Annotated in this window: 18 protein-coding genes; 8 read left to right on the top strand and 10 right to left on the bottom strand. The window is 66.2% G+C overall.

The features are described 5' to 3' along the window. The first annotated feature begins 239 nt into the window (after window positions 1-239). From HNO81_RS14315 to HNO81_RS14305, 3 genes are read left to right on the top strand one after another with little or no spacing between them, the layout of a single operon-like run. On the top strand, window positions 240-1,481 hold the full coding sequence (locus HNO81_RS14315) for a type III polyketide synthase (protein ID WP_175318772.1): 1,242 nt from the start codon (window positions 240-242) through the stop codon (window positions 1,479-1,481). Between the two features lie 15 nt (window positions 1,482-1,496). Further along, the gene (locus tag HNO81_RS14310; RefSeq protein WP_175318776.1) at window positions 1,497-2,192 is read left to right on the top strand and encodes a class I SAM-dependent methyltransferase; all 696 of its coding nucleotides are present in this window, start codon (window positions 1,497-1,499) and stop codon (window positions 2,190-2,192) included. 1 nt (window position 2,193) lies between these two features. Beyond that, window positions 2,194-3,345 (top strand): NAD(P)/FAD-dependent oxidoreductase, encoded by a 1,152-nt coding sequence (locus tag HNO81_RS14305; protein ID WP_175318771.1) that lies wholly within the window; start codon window positions 2,194-2,196, stop codon window positions 3,343-3,345. A 26-nt stretch (window positions 3,346-3,371) separates the two neighbouring features. Here HNO81_RS14305 and HNO81_RS14300 read toward each other — a convergent pair whose 3' ends face one another. Further along, the gene (locus tag HNO81_RS14300; protein ID WP_175318770.1) at window positions 3,372-3,785 is read right to left on the bottom strand and encodes a nuclear transport factor 2 family protein; all 414 of its coding nucleotides are present in this window, start codon (window positions 3,783-3,785) and stop codon (window positions 3,372-3,374) included. Window positions 3,786-3,836: 51 nt separating this feature from the next. Between HNO81_RS14300 and HNO81_RS14295 the strand changes: the two genes are divergently transcribed. From HNO81_RS14295 to HNO81_RS14275, 5 genes are all read left to right on the top strand, one after another. Then, window positions 3,837-4,517, top strand: coding sequence for a peptide deformylase (locus HNO81_RS14295; RefSeq protein ID WP_175318769.1), 681 nt, complete (start codon window positions 3,837-3,839; stop codon window positions 4,515-4,517). Window positions 4,518-4,611: 94 nt separating this feature from the next. Then, entirely contained in the window at window positions 4,612-5,493 is an 882-nt protein-coding gene (locus HNO81_RS14290; RefSeq protein WP_175318768.1) for a putative RNA methyltransferase, read from the top strand. A 130-nt stretch (window positions 5,494-5,623) separates the two neighbouring features. Then, entirely contained in the window at window positions 5,624-6,097 is a 474-nt protein-coding gene (locus tag HNO81_RS14285; protein WP_175318767.1) for an NfeD family protein, read from the top strand. A 22-nt stretch (window positions 6,098-6,119) separates the two neighbouring features. Beyond that, on the top strand, window positions 6,120-7,067 hold the full coding sequence (locus tag HNO81_RS14280) for an SPFH domain-containing protein (RefSeq protein ID WP_175318766.1): 948 nt from the start codon (window positions 6,120-6,122) through the stop codon (window positions 7,065-7,067). 240 nt (window positions 7,068-7,307) lie between these two features. Continuing rightward, on the top strand, window positions 7,308-7,655 hold the full coding sequence (locus tag HNO81_RS14275) for an RNA polymerase-binding protein RbpA (protein ID WP_026266052.1): 348 nt from the start codon (window positions 7,308-7,310) through the stop codon (window positions 7,653-7,655). Window positions 7,656-7,744: 89 nt separating this feature from the next. On the opposite strand, the gene HNO81_RS14270 is transcribed toward HNO81_RS14275, so the two are convergent. The 9 genes from HNO81_RS14270 to HNO81_RS14230 form a co-directional block, all read right to left on the bottom strand. Further along, complete coding sequence (locus HNO81_RS14270) at window positions 7,745-8,488, bottom strand: polyprenol monophosphomannose synthase (protein WP_175318765.1); 744 nt, start codon at window positions 8,486-8,488, stop codon at window positions 7,745-7,747. Window positions 8,489-8,583: 95 nt separating this feature from the next. Then, the gene (locus tag HNO81_RS14265; RefSeq protein WP_175318764.1) at window positions 8,584-10,245 is read right to left on the bottom strand and encodes an amidohydrolase; all 1,662 of its coding nucleotides are present in this window, start codon (window positions 10,243-10,245) and stop codon (window positions 8,584-8,586) included. 58 nt (window positions 10,246-10,303) lie between these two features. Beyond that, entirely contained in the window at window positions 10,304-13,225 is a 2,922-nt protein-coding gene (locus tag HNO81_RS14260; protein WP_175318763.1) for an RNA helicase, read from the bottom strand. Between the two features lie 20 nt (window positions 13,226-13,245). Continuing rightward, window positions 13,246-14,040: a twin-arginine translocase subunit TatC gene (gene tatC, locus HNO81_RS14255; RefSeq protein WP_175318762.1), complete on the bottom strand. Its 795-nt coding sequence runs from the start codon at window positions 14,038-14,040 to the stop codon at window positions 13,246-13,248. Between the two features lie 48 nt (window positions 14,041-14,088). Then, on the bottom strand, window positions 14,089-14,361 hold the full coding sequence (gene tatA / locus HNO81_RS14250) for a Sec-independent protein translocase subunit TatA (protein ID WP_175318761.1): 273 nt from the start codon (window positions 14,359-14,361) through the stop codon (window positions 14,089-14,091). 32 nt (window positions 14,362-14,393) lie between these two features. Next, complete coding sequence (locus tag HNO81_RS14245) at window positions 14,394-14,738, bottom strand: hypothetical protein (protein ID WP_175318760.1); 345 nt, start codon at window positions 14,736-14,738, stop codon at window positions 14,394-14,396. Between the two features lie 10 nt (window positions 14,739-14,748). After that, on the bottom strand, window positions 14,749-16,734 hold the full coding sequence (locus HNO81_RS14240; protein ID WP_175318775.1) for a WYL domain-containing protein: 1,986 nt from the start codon (window positions 16,732-16,734) through the stop codon (window positions 14,749-14,751). A gap of 93 nt (window positions 16,735-16,827) precedes the next feature. Next, complete coding sequence (locus HNO81_RS14235) at window positions 16,828-17,223, bottom strand: FKBP-type peptidyl-prolyl cis-trans isomerase (protein WP_175318759.1); 396 nt, start codon at window positions 17,221-17,223, stop codon at window positions 16,828-16,830. 64 nt (window positions 17,224-17,287) lie between these two features. Further along, complete coding sequence (locus HNO81_RS14230; protein WP_175318758.1) at window positions 17,288-18,250, bottom strand: FKBP-type peptidyl-prolyl cis-trans isomerase; 963 nt, start codon at window positions 18,248-18,250, stop codon at window positions 17,288-17,290. Window positions 18,251-18,346 lie beyond the last annotated feature (96 nt).

Genomic DNA, 18,346 nt, shown 5'->3' with positions numbered 1-18,346 from the left:
GTGCGGATCCGGGGGATCGGGGCGATTGATTCATCTGATGCAATACGCAGAGTACCGATTGACATAATGTAGATTATCGGCGCAATGGAGGAGGGTTAGAAGAGGGGCATGATCTGAAGCTCCGGGCCCGGCAGAACACGCCACATTCTCCTGCATCCACGCGGCGAAAACCGGCAAAGCCGCTGCTCAAACCGGCGGCAGCCATTGTCTTAATCCGGGTGCGCGTCAAGAATGACGTGATGACGGTCTACGTGCGTTCACTGGAAACTGCAGTTCCTACGACAAAATTGATCCAGTCCGAAGCCCGAGATGTGTTCGCCGCGCAGCCAGGCCTTTCCCGGCTGGGCTCACGCCTGGTCACCACCTGCTTTGACGGTGCAGCCATCGACACCAGGTTCACTGCGGTGGACGAGCTGACCAATTCATCCCGCGCGGACAACCCGCAGTTCTATGACCCGGAGACCGGACTCCTGCTGAATCCAAGCACCAAGGTCCGGAACGACATTTTCGCCCGCGAAGCCACCAAGCTGTTCGTGGCGGCAGCCCGCGCTGCCCTGCACGCCGCCCCGGATATCGATTTACTTGACATAACTCATCTGGTGACGGTCTCCTGCACGGGATTTTTCAATCCGGGACCTGATTACAAGGTGGTCCGCGAACTCGGCCTCAATCCTTCCGTGCAGCGCTACCACCTGGGATTCATGGGCTGCTATGCGGCTTTTCCGGCGCTTCGCGCGGCCAAGCTGTTCTGCGAATCGGACCCGGACGCCGTTGTCCTGGTGGTGTGCGCCGAGCTGTGCTCCTTGCACGTCCGCACATCCAACGATCCGGACACGATCATGGGCTCGGCCCTGTTCGCGGACGGTGCCGCTGCCGCCGTCGTGACCGCGCGCCCCGGCGCCGGTGAAACCGCGCTGCTGGCGCTGGACCATTTCGAAACAGTACTGACGCCGGTCGGCGAGGATTCCATGGCCTGGAACATCGGCGACCATGGGTTTGAGATGGTCCTTGGCAACTACGTGCCGCACATCATCGATGACCACATCGTGGGGGCGCTGCGGCCGCTCCTGGCCAAGGACGCTGACGTGGCACCACTCCCCTATTCCGCAATCCCCCACTGGGCCATCCATCCCGGCGGCCGCAGCATCCTGGACAAGGTTCAGTCCCGGCTGGACCTCAGCGACGAGCAGCTGATTCCCGCCCGTGACATCCTGCGCAACTACGGGAACATGAGCAGCGCCACGGTGCTTTTCGTGCTCAAGTACATCCTGGAACAGCCGCTGCTCAAGCAGGGCACCAGCAGCGGCGAACGCATCTGTTCCATGGCATTTGGCCCCGGCCTGACCGTGGAAACGGGCCTGTTCACCAAAATCCGGCAGTCGGCGCCCCCAACGCAGGGCCCAGCCCCGGAGCGCAGCGCCGCGGATGAGGTGGAGGGGCCGGGCCAGGACCGGGTGCCGGCCGCAGCACCCGTGGCCTGACCGGGCTGCCGGATGATGGGGATCCTGTTGCGGACGCGCGCCGCCGGGGACGTTGAGCAGATGGACCGCCTGGACTGTGATGCAGAACTCCTGGACAACACCTACCGCCAATTTGGCGTGGTCAACCGTGCCCTCTCCGGCTGGCGGCGCCTCTACACCAAAGAGCTGCGCACGCTCGCCCATCCGGACCAAAGGCCCATCACCGTGCTGGACATCGGGTCCGGCGGGGGCGACCTCGCCGTCATGCTGGCCCGCTGGGCGCACCGCGACGGCAAGCCGCTGCATGTCACCGGCATCGATCCGGACCCCCGCGCTGCCGCTTTCGCCGGCCGGCGCACCCCCACTCCCGGCGTCGCATTCCGCCAGGCGCACAGCGGCGACCTGGTCCGGGAAGGCTCCATGTTCGACGTCGTGATCTCCAACCACGTGCTGCACCACCTCCAACCCGGGGAGCTCGCGCAACTCCTGGCGGACTCGGAACTCCTTACCCGCCGCAAGGCGCTGCACAACGACCTCATCCGAAGCCCCGCCGCCTTCGCCCTCTTCGGCGTGGCCGCGCTGCCGTTCCGGAAGTCGTTCATCCGGGAGGACGGCCTCACCTCAATCCGCCGCAGCTACACCCGTGCCGAACTGCGCGCGGTTGCTCCCCCGGGTTGGTCCGTGGAACAGTCATCCGCCTTCCACCAGGTCCTGGCGTACCGGCGGGGCTGAAATGGATGCCGATGTCCTGATCGCCGGCGGCGGTCCCGTTGGCCTCTACCTGGCAGCTGCCCTGTTGCAGGAAGGCGTATCAGTGAGGGTATTTGAACAACGCCAGTCGCGGAACCTGCATACCCGGGCCATCGGCATCCACCCGCCCGCGCTGGAGGCACTCAACGCGGTGCATGTGGCACCTGCCATGGTGGACGAGGGCAAACGTATCCGGTCCGGCATGGCGGTCAGCCGCGGCAAGACCATCGGCACCATGACGTTCGACGACGTCTCCAGCGACTTCCCGTTCGTCCTGGCGCTCCCGCAGTTCAGGACCGAACAGCTTCTGGAAGAGCGCGTCCTCTCCCTGGATCCCGCGGCCCTTGCCAGGGGTGCCAAGGTCATTGGGGCCAGGGACGACGGCGGCACCGTCACCGTCGCGGTGGATTCCGGCACTGGCGCCACGCATCCCGGCGGCATCGCCACCGGGGCGCTCCTGGTCCTGGCAGACGGAGCCAAGTCACAGTTGCGGGATGCGCTTGGCGTGCCAGTGGTTCGCAAGGCGTATCCCGACCACTACCTCATGGGCGATTTCGACGACGGCACGGGCTACGGGGATAAGGCGGTCCTTTTCCTCGAACCGGACGGAATCGTTGAATCCTTCCCGCTGCCGGGCGGCATCCGCCGCTGGGTGGTGCGGCTGGATGTGCCGGCCGGAACCGGGTCAGGCGCTGGCCACCTTGCCGGGCTGGTGCATCGGAGGACTGGCATCCGCCCCGATCCGGCCACCAACTCCATGCTCAGCGCCTTCAGCGTAAGGTCCGTCATTGCCCAAAGGACTGTCGCCGGCCGGACGGTGCTGCTCGGTGACGCCGCCCACGAAATCAGCCCCATTGGCGGACAAGGCATGAACCTCGGCTGGCTGGGCGCCCGGGACCTGGCGCCGTTGATCTGCGCCGCCCTGGCGGGACAACCTACGGGCCGCCAGCTTCGGGCATTCGAGCAGAACCGGCTCCGGGCGGCGAACCTGGCCCGCCGGCAGGCGGAGATCAACATGATGCTGGGCAGGCCGCTGCCGCCGGCGCCGCTGCGGGTCCGCAGCGCCGTCATTGGTGCAGCCGCGGCGTGTCCCGCACTGAACCAGTGGGCCGCCAGGCGCTTCACCATGCACTAGCCGGCGCGCCGCAACTGCCCTGCCTGTTAACGGAAATAACAGTCGTAGCTGTCCTGGCTAACAATCACGCCGTTGCTGACCTCAAACACTGACGAGGTCCTGGCGCGGATGGTCTCACCGCTGTCCCAATACCGCAGATCCATCAGCACCGTGGCAGACCAGTCCGCTTCCACCACCACACGGCCGCCTTCACACGTGGTACGCCGGACCCTGAATTTCTGGTCCTTGACCACGTCGCGGCTTTGGTCCGCGCCGGCAAGCACCGCCGCCAGCGTCCGGGTGGAACCGTCCGGGGCCAGCAGGTGGGGCGCCTCCCTCAACACGAACTGTTCCGAGAGAAAGGGGCGGATGTCCGCAGCACCGCCGCCTGCTTCAAGGACCCGGATGAATTCAAGGACGTGTTCCAGCGGGGACGCTTCAGGGACGGGATCTTCAGCCATGCACTAGACCCTACCCAACGTCCGCGCGCAGTCCGCCAGTAGGCTGTCACCATGACCCAGAGTGTTCCCCAAACAGCCGCCGGTGCCGGCCACATCCGTGAAATTGTGGAGCGGATCCTGTCCGCCAATTCCCTCCCTCCCATCGTCCAGGCCGGACACCCGGCACTCCGCCAGCGCGCCGCGGACTTTGATGGCCAGCTGACGGAGGACCAGCTGGGCCGCCTGATCGGGATCATGCGGCAGGTCATGCATGAGGCACCCGGCGTGGGTCTTGCAGCGCCGCAGCTGGGCATTCCCCTGCGGCTGGCCGTGCTGGAGGACCAGTACGGGATCGACCCCGCTGCCGCTGCGCTGCGCAACAGGAGCCCGCTGGATTTCCTGGCCATCCTGAACCCCCGCTACACGCCGTTGGGACAAGGACACGCTGCGTTTTACGAAGGCTGCCTTTCCCTCAACGGGCTTCAGGCGGTGGTGGCGCGTCCGGAGTCGGTAATGCTGGAGTTCCTCACGCCGGACGGCGCAGCGCAGCGGCGTGAGTTCTCCGGCTGGCAGGCTCGGATCGTCCAGCACGAGACTGACCATCTGGACGGCATCCTGTACATCGACCGCGCCCAGCTCCGGTCCCTGAGCAGCAACGCGGAGTACGCAGCGCACTGGGCCGAGGCAGGCATCAGCAAGGCGCGCGAAGGGTTGGGTTTCGACGACGGGCCCGCCGGCATCTCCCTCGGCTGACCTTCACCGCTTTATCCCGCCGTCCAGGCCTGTCCGGGCCGCATGCCCATGCCCATGCCCATGCCCATGCCCATGCCACCCTAAACTGGATCCCATGCCTTTCGCGGACCTTCCCCTCCTGTGCCCCATCTGTTCCCGTCCGCTGCAGTACCTGGCTGCGGAAACCGCCCGCCAGCCCCGCCTCTCATGCCCGGAGGGGCACAACTTCGACGCTGCCCGGCAAGGCTACTTCAACCTGCTGGTGGGCAAAGGCACACCCTTTGAACCGGACAGCGCCGCGATGGTGGCGTCGCGGTTCGCTTTCCTGGGGAACGGCCACTACGCGCCGCTGGCACACGCCCTGGCCTCCGCCGTCGTTCCCGCCCTGCGGGAGGAAGGTGCCGTGGTGCTGGACTCCGGAACAGGGACCGGCCACTACCTCCGGGAAATCCTGGGCACCGCAGCCTCCGCAGGCCGGCGGGCATCGGCGATCGGCCTGGACATCTCGAAGTTCGCCCTTCGACGGGCTGCCCGCCTGAACCCGGAGGCCCTCAACCTGGTCTGGGACATCTGGCGGCCGTTGCCCGTGGCGGACCAATCGGTGGACGCGGTCACCGTGGTCTTCGCCCCACGCAACGCTGCCGAGTTCGCCAGGGTCCTGCGTCCCACGGGCGTGCTGGCCGTGGTGACTCCCCGCCCCGGACACCTCGCAGAGATCGCGGCCGTGACCGGCATGCTTGGCATTGAAGAGGGCAAGGATGAGCGGCTGGCGGAGGCATTGGCCGGGCACTTTGAACCCGACGGAGCCCTGGACGTGGACATACCGTTGGAGCTTGGCCTCGGGGCCGCCGCGGACCTGGCGTTCATGGGACCGGCGGGCCACCACCTGGACCGGGACCAGATCGCAGCCCGGCTCGAAAACTCCCCGGAGCCGGTCACGGCCAACGCAAAATTCAGGCTTTCGCTGTACCGGCCAAGGACGCCGGACTCCCCGTAACGACTTGGCCACTATCCCCCGGCATCCCTTGTGAACCGGCCCACAGGGCAGGTCCTCCGACTAGGATGAAAAGACAGTTACAGGCGGTGCCGCGGATGCGGCGCCCCCGGTGACGAAGGGGGAAGCAGGAATGTTCGAATGGCTTGGCGAAAACTGGTGGGCACTGTGGCTCACGGCTTTCCTGGCGTTTGCGGTGGTCGAGATGATCACCCTTGACCTGTTTTTCATCATGCTGGGCGGTGGATCGCTCGCCGCGCTGGTCGCCGATTTCGCCGGCGCCGAACCGTGGCTCCAGGTAGTCATCTTCTGCATCGTATCGCTGCTCATGGTCGCATTCGTCCGGCCGGTGGCCCTGTCCCACCTGAAAAAGGGACCCGCAGAGCAGAGGACCAACGTGGACCGGCTGATTGGCGAGCCGGCCGTGGTGATGGAGGCCGTGACGTCCGACGGCGGCTTGGTAAAAATCGGCGGCGACATCTGGAGCGCGCGCTCAGCAGCGGGAGTGCTTCCCGCCGGCCAGACAGTGGTGGTAGCGGCCATCGACGGCGCTACAGCAGTGGTTTCGGTACCGCCGGAGGCGGCCACCGGGCCTGATACAGCCTGACAATTGGGGAACAAGGAGTTGTATGGAAAACGCAGGCGGGACCGCACTGGCCATTGTGCTGGTAGTTCTGATCGTCTTTGTCATCATAGTTTTGGTCCGGTCCGTGCGGATCATTCCGCAGGCCCGGGCGGGGGTGGTTGAACGGCTCGGCAAGTACCAACGGACGCTGAATCCGGGCCTGACCATCCTGATCCCGTTCGTGGACCGGCTCCTGCCGCTCCTGGACCTGCGTGAACAGGTGGTGTCCTTCCCGCCGCAGCCGGTCATCACAGAAGACAACCTGGTGGTCTCCATCGACACGGTGGTGTACTTCCAGGTCACGGACCCCCGCGCGGCCACCTACGAGATCGCCAACTACATCCAGGCCGTCGAACAGCTCACCACCACCACCCTCCGCAACGTGGTGGGCGGCCTGAACCTTGAGGAAGCGCTCACATCCCGCGACCAGATCAATGGACAGTTGCGCGGCGTCCTGGACGAAGCAACCGGCCGCTGGGGCATCCGGGTCTCCCGGGTGGAACTGAAGGCCATCGATCCGCCCCACTCCATCCAGGATTCCATGGAGAAGCAGATGCGTGCCGAACGGGACCGTCGTGCGGCAATCCTGACCGCTGAGGGAACCAAGCAATCGGCTATCCTGACCGCCGAGGGCCAGCGCCAGGCCTCGATCCTGGCCGCGGAAGGCGAAGCCAAGGCGGCCATCCTGCGTGCTGATGGCGAATCGCAGGCCATCCAAAAGGTCTTCGACGCCATCCACAAGGGAAACCCGGACCAGAAACTGCTGGCCTACCAGTACCTGCAGACCCTTCCCAAGCTCGCCGAAGGCTCCGCCAACAAGCTCTGGATCATCCCCAGCGAAGTCGGGGAAGCCTTGAAGGGGATCGGCAATGCCCTTGGCGGCACCGGCGGGGAAGGCCCGGCCGCCGGTCCCCTCTTCCAGGACGCACCTGCCGAGCGCACCGAGCCGTAAGCAGCACGGGCGCGGGGAGGGTTTGGCATCAGGTGCCAAACCCTCCCCGTTTTGTTCCCCGCGGGATAACCAACGTATAGTTGGGTATTTGTCCGGCAGGAGACTATCGGCTGGAACAACCAAGCTTCGCAGTGCGTTGAATCCTATGATGCAGCACAGTGCACAGAGAAGTCCGGAGGCGCCTTGGCGCCACCGGCAATCGTGGAGATGTCATCCGCGAACCGACCAGAGGGAGAAATCATGAGCGATCGCAGCCTGCGGGGTATGCGCCTTGGTGCGCAGAGCATGGAGACCGAGTCCGGAGTAGAGCCGGCTCCGCGCCAGCGGGTCGAATACCGTTGCGCGGATGGCGAGCAGGTCTTCGTCACCTTCTCCTCCGAGGCGGAAATTCCTCCGGTATGGGTCTCCAAGACCGGTAAGGAAGCGCTCCTGGTCGACGGCGAAAAGCCGGATACCAGCAACGACAAGGCAGTCCGCACCCACTGGGACATGCTGCTCGAACGCCGCTCCCTTCCTGAACTGGAGCAGATCCTCGAGGACCGCCTGACCATCCTGCGCGAGCGCCGCGGAGAGCGCCGCTCGGCATAGGCCAGACGCCCAAAAAAGGGGGGCGGCCCCGCACATCAGTGCGGGGCCGCCCCCTTTTTTTGCCGGTCTGGTGGTCCAGGGGGCAGCGGCTAGGCTTGCTTGTTTTTCAGCTTGCCGGCCAGCGTGTTCCAGCGAGCTGCCAGCCCCCATTTGGTGACGTTGATCATGGCTTCGACCACGATGTTGCCGCTCATCTTGGATGCGCCGAGTTCACGTTCAACGAAGGTGATGGGGCGTTCCTCGATGCGAAGGCCGAGTTTGGCGACGCGCCAGGCCAGGTCTACCTGGAAGCCGTAGCCCACCGAGTCCACCTGGTCCAGGTTGAGCTTCTCCAGGGTGCTTCGTCGGAAGGCGCGGTATCCGCCGGTGACGTCCCTGATGGGCAGGCCCAGCATCAGCCGGGCGTAGGTGCTGCCCACCCGGGAGATGGCCTGGCGGTACAGCGGCCAGTTGACCACGCTGCCGCCGGGAACCCAGCGCGAGCCCATGGCCAGGTCGGCGCCCTGTTCCACGGCCTCCAGGAGCTGGGGAAGCTGTTCGGGCTGGTGGGAGCCGTCCGCGTCCATTTCCACCAGGACGTCGTACCCGGCGTCCAGGCCCCACTTGAAACCGGCAATGTAGGCGGCGCCCAGTCCTTCCTTGCCCTTGCGGTGCAGGACATGGACCTGGGAGTCCTCGGCTGCGAAGCCGTCGGCGAGTTGACCGGTGCCGTCAGGGCTGTTGTCATCGACCACCAGCACGTCCGACGCCGGAACAGCCTTCCGCAGGCGCTGGAGCGTCTTGGGCAGGGATTCCAGTTCGTTGTAGGTGGGAATGATCGTAAGGACGCGCACAGAGGGCCTTTCCTGGTGGAAGTGGTCGGTGCACCTGATGCCGGGCATGCCGGCGGCGGGCGCAACTCCCCATTATAGGGCGAGGGGTTGCCGGGTCAGGAACGCAGTGCCGGGCTGGCAAACAGTTCGGCACCGTCTTTGACCGTTTGCAGGCACACCGGATCAGACCCCGTATCCAGCGCAGGCAGCAGCGGGGTCCTGGCCCGCGGGTCGGTGCTCCAGGACTGCACACGCCCGTCAGCCACCTGGACCATGAGCTCTTCCACCTCCCAAACCGCGAAGCTTGCGGGGGCCCCGGGCACCAGCTGCCCTGCCATGGGGTTGGGGTGCCGTGCAGCCCGCCAACCGGCCCGCGTGTGGCCGAGGAACGCCGCGCGCGCCGATATTTGCTGGTCCGGGTTGTGGTGTTCAACGCACGCGCGCACGCTGGACCAGGGACGCAGCGGCGTGACGGGGCTGTCGCTGCCAAAGCAGACCGGAACGCCGGCGGAGTAGAAGGCGGCAAACGGGTTCATGGACCGGCTCCGCTCCCCCAGCCGCTGTTCGTAAAGGCCTCCGGGGCCGCCCCAGGCTGCGTCGAAGGAGGGCTGCGCGCTGACCGTTACGGAATAGTGCGCCAGCCGCGCGACGGCTGCGGCGTCCGCCATCTCCACGTGTTCAAAGCGGTGGCCTGCAGCGCGCACCCGCTGCTCCCCCACTTCCTTGGCCGCCAGGTCCAGTGCCTCCAGCGCGGCGTCCAGGCCGGCGTCGCCGATCACGTGGAAGCCGCCCTGGATCCCGGCGAGAGAGCACGCGGCAAGGTGGGCTGCCGCCTGCTCCACGCCCAAGTAGAGGGTGCCCCGTTCCTGGCCGGAATCGGTGTAGCCTGCGCGCAGGGCGGCGGTGCGCGAGCCCAGGGATCCGTCAATGTTCAGGTCTCCTGCAAGGCCGCGGACGCCGGCGCCCAGCTCAGCGACCAGCGCGCGGGCCTGCTCCTCGGATGACACCAGTTCGCCCCAGTACGGCATGACGTCCGGATGACGGGGCTGACCGTCGTCGGGGGCGTTCCATCCTGCAGCGAGCCGCAGGTCGACGGCGCCGCCGATGTGGGGAGCGCCCATTTCGGCCAGTGCCACGTACCCGTTGGCCGCGGCTTCCGCCAGTGCCCTCGCCTGGTGCCGCTTCAGCGCTTCCTCCGGCAGTTGCCGGGTGGCCAGCCGGGCAGCCTCGTGGGCGGCGCCCGCCACCCGGGCGCCGCCGTCGTACCCGTCTTTGTCCTGCAATCCTGCGGATTGGGCCAGGGATGCCGACACCAGCGCTGAATGCACGTCAATCCGGGACAGGTAGACCGGCCTGCCACCTGCGGCCCGGTCCAGTTCTTCTGCGCTGGGCAGGCGCGGGTCGGTCCAGGTGCTGTCGTCCCAGCCGTGGCCGAGCACCGGGCCGTTCCCCTTGGCGGCGGCGACGGCATCCAGCACCTCCCGGGCCGAGGTGAGCGTTCCCAGTTGGAGCGACTCCAAGGCGATGCCGGTTTCGGTCAGGTGCATGTGGGAGTCCACGAAGCCCGGCGCAACCAAGGCGCCGCGGAGGTCGATGATGTCCATCGAGCTGTCGGCAATGGATGACGCCGCCTGCTCCGATCCCACCCACGCAACCGTGTCCCCGTCCACAAGCATTGCTGTTGCGAAAGGGTCAGCGGCGGTGTAGACGGATCCGTTGCGGTACAGCACCGGGGCGGGACGGCCGGCGTTGCGGTGGACGGCTTCAGGGCTGGGCATAGAGGCAGGACTCCTGGGGTGTGGGCGGGCCGGGTGCAGCCCGCGGGTTTCAAGCGTTTTAGAGAACGGACGAGTAGGCCACGACGCCGCGGCGGATGAGGGTGATCGCCTCGGCGCAGAGGCGTGCCAGGCGTGGATCAAGGCCCGGGATCTTGGCGAGCTGGTCCAGCAGGTCCACTACCTGCTTGACCCAGCGGACAAAATCTCCGGCGGCAAGGTCGGTGCCGCTGAGGACATCCTGCAGGTGGCGTCCGCGGGCCCATTTGTACAGGGGCCAGACCAGGCCCAGCTCGGGTTCGCCGGTTAAGGGAAGCTTGTTCTCCTCTTCCACGTCTTCGAGGACGGACCACTCCTTGACCACAATGTCCACCGACGTCTCCAGTGAGACACTGGGCATCCGTGGCCGAAGGCCCCGGTCTTCGCGCTTGGCCTGGTACACCAAGACGCTGGCGAGGGCCGCGACTTCCGCTGCATCCAGGTCGTCGAACGCGCCCAGCCGCAGTGACTGCGAGATCAGCAGGTCCTTCTCGCCGTAGATCCGGCGCAGCCGCTGGCCGTCCGGGCTGATGTGCAGGCGGCCGTCTCCGGCGTCTTCAAGGTAGCCGTAGGCGGACAGGACATCGCAGACCCGGTCGAAGGTTTTGGCAATCGTGTTGGTGCGGCCCTGGATCTGGCGGACCAGGCCGTCGGTTTCACGCCGCAGCTTCCACCAGCGCTCAGACCACCGGGCGTGGTCTTCACGTTCGCTGCAGCCGTGGCAGGGGTGTGCCTTCAGCGCCCTGCGAAGATCCGCGATCCTCCGCTCTTGGTTGGGAAGGGCCGCGCCGCGGCCGAAATCGTGGTTGCGGTTCTGGCCGGGAGCAGGAGCGCGGTTCTCGCGCAGCGCGTTCCGTGCCGAGGACGCAAGGTCCCGCCGGGACTTGGGCACCTTGGCGTTGAAGGATTTGGGAATGCGGATCCGGGTCACCGGAGCGATGGGTCCCTCCAGGTCATCGGTGCCAATCCGGCGCAGCTGGTTGTCCAGGGTCAGGACGGCGGGCCGCGGTTCGCGGCTGCTGTGGTCTGAACTGAGGACGACGGCGGGTCCCGGCGCGCGTCCGCCGGGAACATTGACCACGTCTCCGGGCAGCAGGCGGGCCAGGGAGTCGCCGCTGAGCGACTTCTGGACCCTGGATTTGGTCCGGGAGGTGGCGTTCTCGGCGTCCGAGAGCTCCCGGCGCAGGCGTGCGTATTCGGTGAAGTCGCCAAGGTGGCAGGTCATGGACCTGGCGTACCCCGCAAGGGATTCCTCCCGGCTCCGCACCTGCCTGGCCAGCCCCACCACCGAGCGGTCCGCCTGGAACTGGGCAAAGGAGGATTCCAGGATTTCGCGGGCCCTGGCACGCCCGAACTGCGCAAGGAGGTTGATGCTCATGTTGTACGTGGGCCGGAAACTGGAGTTCAGGGGGTAAGTGCGCCGTGAGGCCAGGCCTGCCACCGCCGTCGGATCCGTACCGGGCTTCCAGAGCACCACGGCGTGGCCTTCGACATCGATCCCGCGCCGCCCGGCCCGGCCGGTGAGCTGGGTGTATTCGCCCGCCGTGATGTCCACGTGGGCTTCGCCGTTGAATTTGTCCAGCTTTTCCAGCACAACCGAGCGGGCCGGCATGTTCACGCCCAGGGCTAGCGTCTCCGTGGCGAAAACGGCCTTGACCAGTCCATCGGCAAAAAGCCGCTCCACCACTTCCTTGAAGGTGGGCAGCATACCGGCGTGGTGGGCTGCGAAGCCCCTGAGCAGTCCATCACGCCACGTCCAGAAACCCAGGACGTCGAGGTCGTCCGGCGGGATGTCCTGCCCGGCCTCATCCACCCGCTGGGCGATGATCCGCTGCTCCGTCTCCGTGGTGAGCCACAGGCCCGACCCCACGCACTGTGCCACCGCTGCCTCGCAGCCCGCGCGGGAGAAGATGAAGGTGATGGCGGGCAGCAGGTCCATCCGGTCCAGGCTGGCGATCACCTGCGGACGGCTGGCCGGACGTATGCCGGTTGGTTCGCTCCTGGCGGGGCGGTCGTACCCGCCGCGCCCGCGCTGGCCCCGGCGGCCGGCGCCCGGACGGCTGCGGAAACCCTGCTGGCTCTCATTGCGGGCAACCGTGAGGAGGTCCGGGTTGACGTCGAAGCCACGGCCCTTGGCGGTGTCAGCCGACTTGCCCGGCACCGCAGGCTGCACGCCGTTTTCATCGACGGGCGGCGCTATCTCATCGAACGTGGTTTCCCCGGAAAACAGGTCCATGATCTGCCGGCCCACCATGACGTGCTGCCACAGCGGCACGGGCCTGTGCTCGGAGACGATGATGTCGGTGTCGCCGCGGACAGTGTCCAGCCAGGCGCCAAATTCCTCGGCGTTGGAGACGGTTGCGCTGAGCGAGGCCACCTGGACCTCGCTGGGCAGGTGGATGATGACTTCTTCCCAGACTGCCCCGCGGAAGCGGTCAGCGAGGTAGTGGACCTCGTCCATGACCACGTAGCCGAGGTCACCCAGCGTGGCGGAATCTGCGTACAGCATGTTCCGGAGGACTTCGGTGGTCATCACCACAACCTGCGCATCACCATTAATGCTGGTGTCCCCGGTCAGGAGGCCCACGTTCTCTGACCCGTACTTTTCGCTGAGTTCACTGAACTTCTGGTTGCTGAGCGCCTTGATGGGGGTGGTGTAAAAGGCTTTCAGGCCCCGCTGTAGCGCCAGGTAGATGGCGAATTCGCCCACGATGGTTTTGCCGGCACCGGTGGGGGCCGCCACCAGGACTCCCCTGCCTTCCTGGAGCGAACGGCACGCCTGGCGCTGGAAATCGTCAAGTTCGAACTCCAGGGTCCGGATAAACGATCCCAAATAGGTGGCGGCCTCTGCCCGTCGCTCGGCGCTGGCACGGTATTTCTCGGCCGGCGAAAGTTCTTCAGGTTCGACGGGGCCGGTGGAGAAGGGTCCGGTGGTGGAGGACATACCCCAAGCCTAGCCGCACGCTACAGCTTCTTGAGTTCACTTCCGGGGGTGGCGATGTCCGCTGTGGCCTCGGTCTCTTCCACCTGCCGCGCCTGCCTGCGGTCGCGGCGCTTGTCGTTCATGATGCAGATGCCGATCGCTGCAAAGAAGAGTGCCAGGAGCGGGCCGGCCAGCATGAACATCGAAATGGCATCGGCGCCGGGGGCTGCGATCGCGGCCAGCACGAAGACCAGGAACACGGTGATGCGCCAGGCCTTGAGGATGGTCCGGCCGGAAACGATGCCGGCCATGTTGACGCCCACCAGAACCACCGGAACCAGGAAGGCCAAGCCGAGCATCAGCACCATTCGGGTGACGAATTCGATATAGGTCCTGGCATCGATGACGCTGGAAGACCCTTCCGGGGTGAACTGCGTCAACGCGTGGACCACCTGCGGCACCACCAGCCATCCCACCCAGATTCCAGCGAGGAACAGTGGGATGGCGGCTGCCATGTAGCCGAGCGTGTAGCGGCGTTCCTTGGATGTCAGCCCCGGCGTGATGAACGCCCAGAGCTGGTAAATCCAGATGGGACTGGAGATCACCGCCCCAATGAGGAGCGACATCTGCAGCTTGAAGTCGAAGGGCGAGGCGATGGTGCCGAAGTTGATGGCCGCGAGGCCACCGGTTTCATTCGAAATCCGGTTCACCGGTTCGGCAAGAGCCTTCAACAGCGGATCGTAAAGTATCCAGCCCCCAATGCCGCCGATCACGACGCCGATGGCCGACTTGATCAGCCGGTTCTTCAGCTCCTTGAGGTGCTCCCAGAGGGACATCCGCCCCTCGGGATTGGCTTTACGGCCCCGCGACTGTGCCACGGGAGGTCAGGCGCGGGTCGACGGCGGAACGTCAGTGCCGTCTGTCGGCTCACCGGGCTTCGCCTTGGGGTGGTTCACGATGGTGCCTTCCACCGGGCCGGTCGCCTCGGTGGAGTCGGCTTTGCCGTCGTTCTTCATTTCCTTGACCTCGGACTTGATAATCCGCATGGACTGTCCAAGGCTGCGGGCCATGGCCGGAAGCTTGGGAGCGGCGAAGAGAAGCAAAGCAACAACGATAATGATTACGATCGGCCAGGGGCCATCAAAGAGTCTTCCCACGGGAAATCCTTTCCTCTAAATACATCCTACTTCTATGTGAAGTCGAGATCTCCGAGCGCCTGCGGCTGGCCCCGGTCCTTTTTGCGCTGCACTCGCCGGCGGCGGCGCTCTTCGCGCCGGGCCGATTTGGATGCCTCGTAATCATGTCGCATCACGGCGGGTGAGGCAAAAACGGCAGAGCCCGGCGGGGCTGCCGGCGCCTCCGTGGATTCCTGGATTTCGACGGGGGCCAGGTGGCCCAGCTTTTCACCCGCAGCGCCGAGGTCCTTGACCGTCGCCATGAACTGGCGGAAGAGCCGGATGCCCAGCAGGACGTAGAACAGTACGGACACGGCGACGAGTGCCACCCATATGAGAATCCAGGACCACCAAGGCATGCTGAGAAGTCTATCCGCCGTACCGGTCCAGCGATGCCGCCAGCCACTCCCGCGCGGCGTCAGCGAGTCCCGCCGGGGCCAGGATGCGGGCTGACCCGCCGTGCTGGGCCACGAACATGGGGAGCCACGCGGTGTTGCCGAACCTGATGTCGGCCACCAGGCCGCCGTCGGGCAGCTCCGCGGTGCGCTCGGCGTAGTAGTCGTCCGCGAGCCCCCTCCCCTGCCGGGTGAGCTGGACGGTGACTGTTGTGTCGTCGTCGTTCGCCGTGAACAGTTTGGCCGGGACGCCGTCGTCCGATGTTCCATGCCGGGTGGCGGCCTGGCCGTTGGGGTGCACGTCCTGGACCCGGTCCAGGCGGAAGTTCCGGAGGCCGTCCACCAGGTGGCACCAGGCTTCGAAATACCAGGTGTTGTCCAGGGAGTAGAGCCGCAGGGGATCCACGTCGCGTTCGGTCACCGCGTCACGCTGGGGCGAAAGGTAGGTCAGGTGGAGCTGGGACCCCGCCTCGATGGCCCGGCGGACCGTGGCATGGGTCGCGGCGTCCGCGGGAGCAATCCAGGGACCGGCGATGGATGCGGCACGGAGCCCTTCCTCCCCGGCCGCGGCCAGCAACTTCAAGGTCACCGATTCCAGGGCACCGCCGCCGGGAAGGTCCGGCAGGCCGTTGAGGGTTTCCAGGCCGGTCAGCAGGGCGCAGGCCTCAGCCACCGTAAACCGGACCGGCCTATTCAGGTCGAGGTCCTGGGAGATGAAGACGTGGTCGTCCTCCCACTGGATGTCGAGCAGGTCATCCGGATACCCCTCGGGCAAGCCGGAGCAAATGAGGATCCGGAGGTCGGCCTCCAGCTCTTCCCGGCTGACGCCGAAGTGCCCCGCCACGTCCTGGATGTGCAGGCCCTGGTTATGGACCAGGAATGGAACCAGTTGCAGCATGCGCTTGAGCTGGTCCTCGGATGTTCCCTTCCGGGCCGTGCGCGCGCGGGCGTGCTGGAACGCGTAGTCCGGCACCGGGGAGTCGCTGAAGCTGGCAGCGGCCACCAGCCGGCGCCGCACCGCCTCCGCCAGTTCCGCTGGTTCCACTGCCAGGGCATCGGGTCCGTAAGAGGCCAGTTCCTCGGCGAGGACCTCCGGGTCGCGGTACTCCATGACCAGCCGGTCGAAGCCGTCGGCTGGTGCGCCGCCGCCGCGCTGCCGGGCATCATCGAGGGCACGGCGGCGCAGCGCCAGCAGGCGCCCCTGCCTGACATCCACGACGGCGGTGCGCAGCGGCATTTCCGGCAGCCGGCCCAGTTCTTCACGGATGTTGAAGCCGGCGGGAGGTTCGTAGTGGTCCCTTGCCAGGGTGGTCACGGCGCTGGTGAGGCGGGACAGGCGGAAGTAGCGGGGCGCTGTCCGTGCCCGGTCGTAGCCCACGAGGTACCACTGGCCGAACCGGCTGCCGAGGCCCCAGGGTTCGACGACCCGTTCTTCCTCCTTGCCGGTGCTCCCGGCGAGGTAGGTGAAGCTGACCGGATGCCGGGCATGCATGGCGGCAACGATGTCATCGAACGCCTGGCCGGCCGGTTTGATCCGGGGCTGGACGCCGGCCGGCAGTTCCACATCGGCCAGCCGTCCAGAGGCCTGCAGCTTGCGGAGCGCGCTTTGGGCGGCCGTCCCCAGCGCCGCACGCTCCCACAGCCGGGAGGCCAGCAGGAGGACGGTCCACTCGTCCGGTCCCAGCTGGACATCGGGAAGACGGCTGGCCTCCTTGCCGATCCGGTACCTCGTGGTGGCGGGGTCGTCTTCGCTCCAGCCCAGGTCCGTCAGGGTTTCCACCTCGAAGCCCATGGCCCGCAGGTCATTCTTGTCCCGCTCGAACATGCGTCCGAAGGCGACGTCATTGCCTGAAGTGTCGTGGTAGATCTTCTCGCGCAGCTCGCTCCGCCGCAGGCCGTAGCGGGTGTTCAGCAGTGCAATCAGCAGGTTGAGGAGTCGTTCAGTGCGGGATACGGACACCATGGTTACGTTACTAAACTCCTCCGGTGAAAGCAGAAAGCGCGGCAGCACGGGAGGGGTGTCCTCCCGTGCTGCCGCGCTTCCGGGACTGCGTCAGCGGACGGCGACGAGGTCCACGACGAAGATCAGTGCTTCGTTGGGGGCAATGGCTCCGCCGGCACCGCGGGAGCCGTAGGCCAGTTCGGAGGGGATTTCCAGGCGCCGGCGGCCGCCGACCTTCATGCCCAGGAGGCCCTGGTCCCAGCCCTGGATGACCTGGCCTACGCCCACCCGGAAGTCCAGGGGTGCGCCGCGGCCCCAGGACGCATCGAATTCTTCGCCCGTCGACCAGGCGACACCGACGTAGTGGGTGGAGACGGTATCGCCTGCCGTGGCTTCCCGGCCGTCACCCTCGATGAGGTCCGTGATGACAAGTTCCGTGGGGACCTCGCCTTCCGGGAAGTCGATCTCGGGCTTCTGGCGGTCGAATTCCCGCTGTCCAAACGACATGCTTGCTCCTATTGATTGAGTGGTGATGGGTGCCGCGGAGGATGCGGCGTCCCTGTAAGTCTTGCTACTTGACCCCGAGGATGTCCACTACGAAGACCAGGTCACCCTTTGCCTGGCCCTGGCCGGCGTCGCCGTAGGCCAGGTCCTTGGGAATGACCAGCAGGACCCGGGAGCCCACGGTCTTACCGGCCAGGCCCTGGGTCCAGCCCTTGATGACGCCCGTGAGCGGGAAGGTGGCAGGCTGGCCGCGGTCGAAGCTGGAATCAAACTTGGTGCCATCGGAAAGATTGACGCCAACGTAGTTCACGGTCAGCGTGTCGGATTCCTTGACGGTTGCGCCGGTGCCCTTGATCAGGTCCTGCGACACCAGTGCGGTGGGGGCGGGTGCACCCGCAACGTTGATTTCAGGTACACCGTCTTTTTCCGTCACAGTCGGCAGGCCGGCCGGCGGGGTGACGGTTTCGCCCTGCGGCTTGTCCAGGACCGGGGCCGGGTCAGAAGCGGACAGCAGCTTGATGATCAGCAGCTGGGTGGGTTCGGCTGCCGGGCTGGGGGTGGCGCCGTCGGAGGGGCTGGGGCTTGCCGCCGGAGCGCTCTGCTGGCTGGGGACGGCGAGAGCCAGGCTTGATCCCACTTTGGCGCCCACGAACGCGTTGTAGATGACGGCGCTGCCCGTTTTGAGCTCATCGTTCAGCTCCAGGCTTTCAGGTTCGTTGGGGAAGGTATCTTCCAACTGGGAACCGTCCGTGCCGTTGAGCGCCAGGATGGAGATTTTGGCTACCTGGTTTGCCTTGACGGTGTCGCCGCTGCCTTCGGACACCACTTTAATGGTGGGCTCGATCACGGCGAGGGGCTTATCGAAATCCACGCCCGGGGCCTTTTTATCCCCGTTGTCGGTCAGCTTGAGGGAGTCGAACTTTGCAGTCTCCCCGGCAGACTGGCTGGTTGGCTCGGGCTGCGGGGCTGTACCTCCACAGGCAGTCAGGAGCAGCAGGCCGGGGAGGAGGATTGCTAGTAGTCGGCGCACGTAGTAAAACTTTCGTCGGGGCAGGGTGGATACGGCTGTCCGCAACGCGGCGGACACGGCCGTGGAAGGCCCCCTTTAAAAGGGACCTTATCCAGA

The sequence above is a fragment of the Pseudarthrobacter sp. C4D7 genome, from assembly GCF_013359725.1.
Taxonomy (GTDB): Bacteria; Actinomycetota; Actinomycetes; order Actinomycetales; family Micrococcaceae; genus Arthrobacter.
Note: the sequence above shows the minus strand (reverse complement) of the source record. Positions and strands in the feature narration are given on the sequence as shown.

What these genes read in the sequence shown, in the direction of transcription:
- HNO81_RS14280 (WP_175318766.1), top strand. Translation starts at nt 6,120, where the DNA reads ATGGAAAACGCAGGCGGGACCGCACTGGCCATTGTGCTGGTAGTTCTG.
- HNO81_RS14275 (WP_026266052.1), top strand. Translation starts at nt 7,308, where the DNA reads ATGAGCGATCGCAGCCTGCGGGGTATGCGCCTTGGTGCGCAGAGCATG.
- HNO81_RS14315 (WP_175318772.1), top strand. Translation starts at nt 240, where the DNA reads ATGACGGTCTACGTGCGTTCACTGGAAACTGCAGTTCCTACGACAAAA.
- HNO81_RS14245 (WP_175318760.1), bottom strand. Translation starts at nt 14,738, where the DNA reads ATGCCTTGGTGGTCCTGGATTCTCATATGGGTGGCACTCGTCGCCGTG.
- HNO81_RS14285 (WP_175318767.1), top strand. Translation starts at nt 5,624, where the DNA reads ATGTTCGAATGGCTTGGCGAAAACTGGTGGGCACTGTGGCTCACGGCT.
- HNO81_RS14305 (WP_175318771.1), top strand. Translation starts at nt 2,194, where the DNA reads ATGGATGCCGATGTCCTGATCGCCGGCGGCGGTCCCGTTGGCCTCTAC.
- tatC (WP_175318762.1), bottom strand. Translation starts at nt 14,040, where the DNA reads ATGTCCCTCTGGGAGCACCTCAAGGAGCTGAAGAACCGGCTGATCAAG.
- HNO81_RS14235 (WP_175318759.1), bottom strand. Translation starts at nt 17,223, where the DNA reads ATGTCGTTTGGACAGCGGGAATTCGACCGCCAGAAGCCCGAGATCGAC.
- HNO81_RS14260 (WP_175318763.1), bottom strand. Translation starts at nt 13,225, where the DNA reads ATGTCCTCCACCACCGGACCCTTCTCCACCGGCCCCGTCGAACCTGAA.
- HNO81_RS14290 (WP_175318768.1), top strand. Translation starts at nt 4,612, where the DNA reads ATGCCTTTCGCGGACCTTCCCCTCCTGTGCCCCATCTGTTCCCGTCCG.
- HNO81_RS14265 (WP_175318764.1), bottom strand. Translation starts at nt 10,245, where the DNA reads ATGCCCAGCCCTGAAGCCGTCCACCGCAACGCCGGCCGTCCCGCCCCG.
- HNO81_RS14310 (WP_175318776.1), top strand. Translation starts at nt 1,497, where the DNA reads ATGGGGATCCTGTTGCGGACGCGCGCCGCCGGGGACGTTGAGCAGATG.
- HNO81_RS14300 (WP_175318770.1), bottom strand. Translation starts at nt 3,785, where the DNA reads ATGGCTGAAGATCCCGTCCCTGAAGCGTCCCCGCTGGAACACGTCCTT.
- HNO81_RS14295 (WP_175318769.1), top strand. Translation starts at nt 3,837, where the DNA reads ATGACCCAGAGTGTTCCCCAAACAGCCGCCGGTGCCGGCCACATCCGT.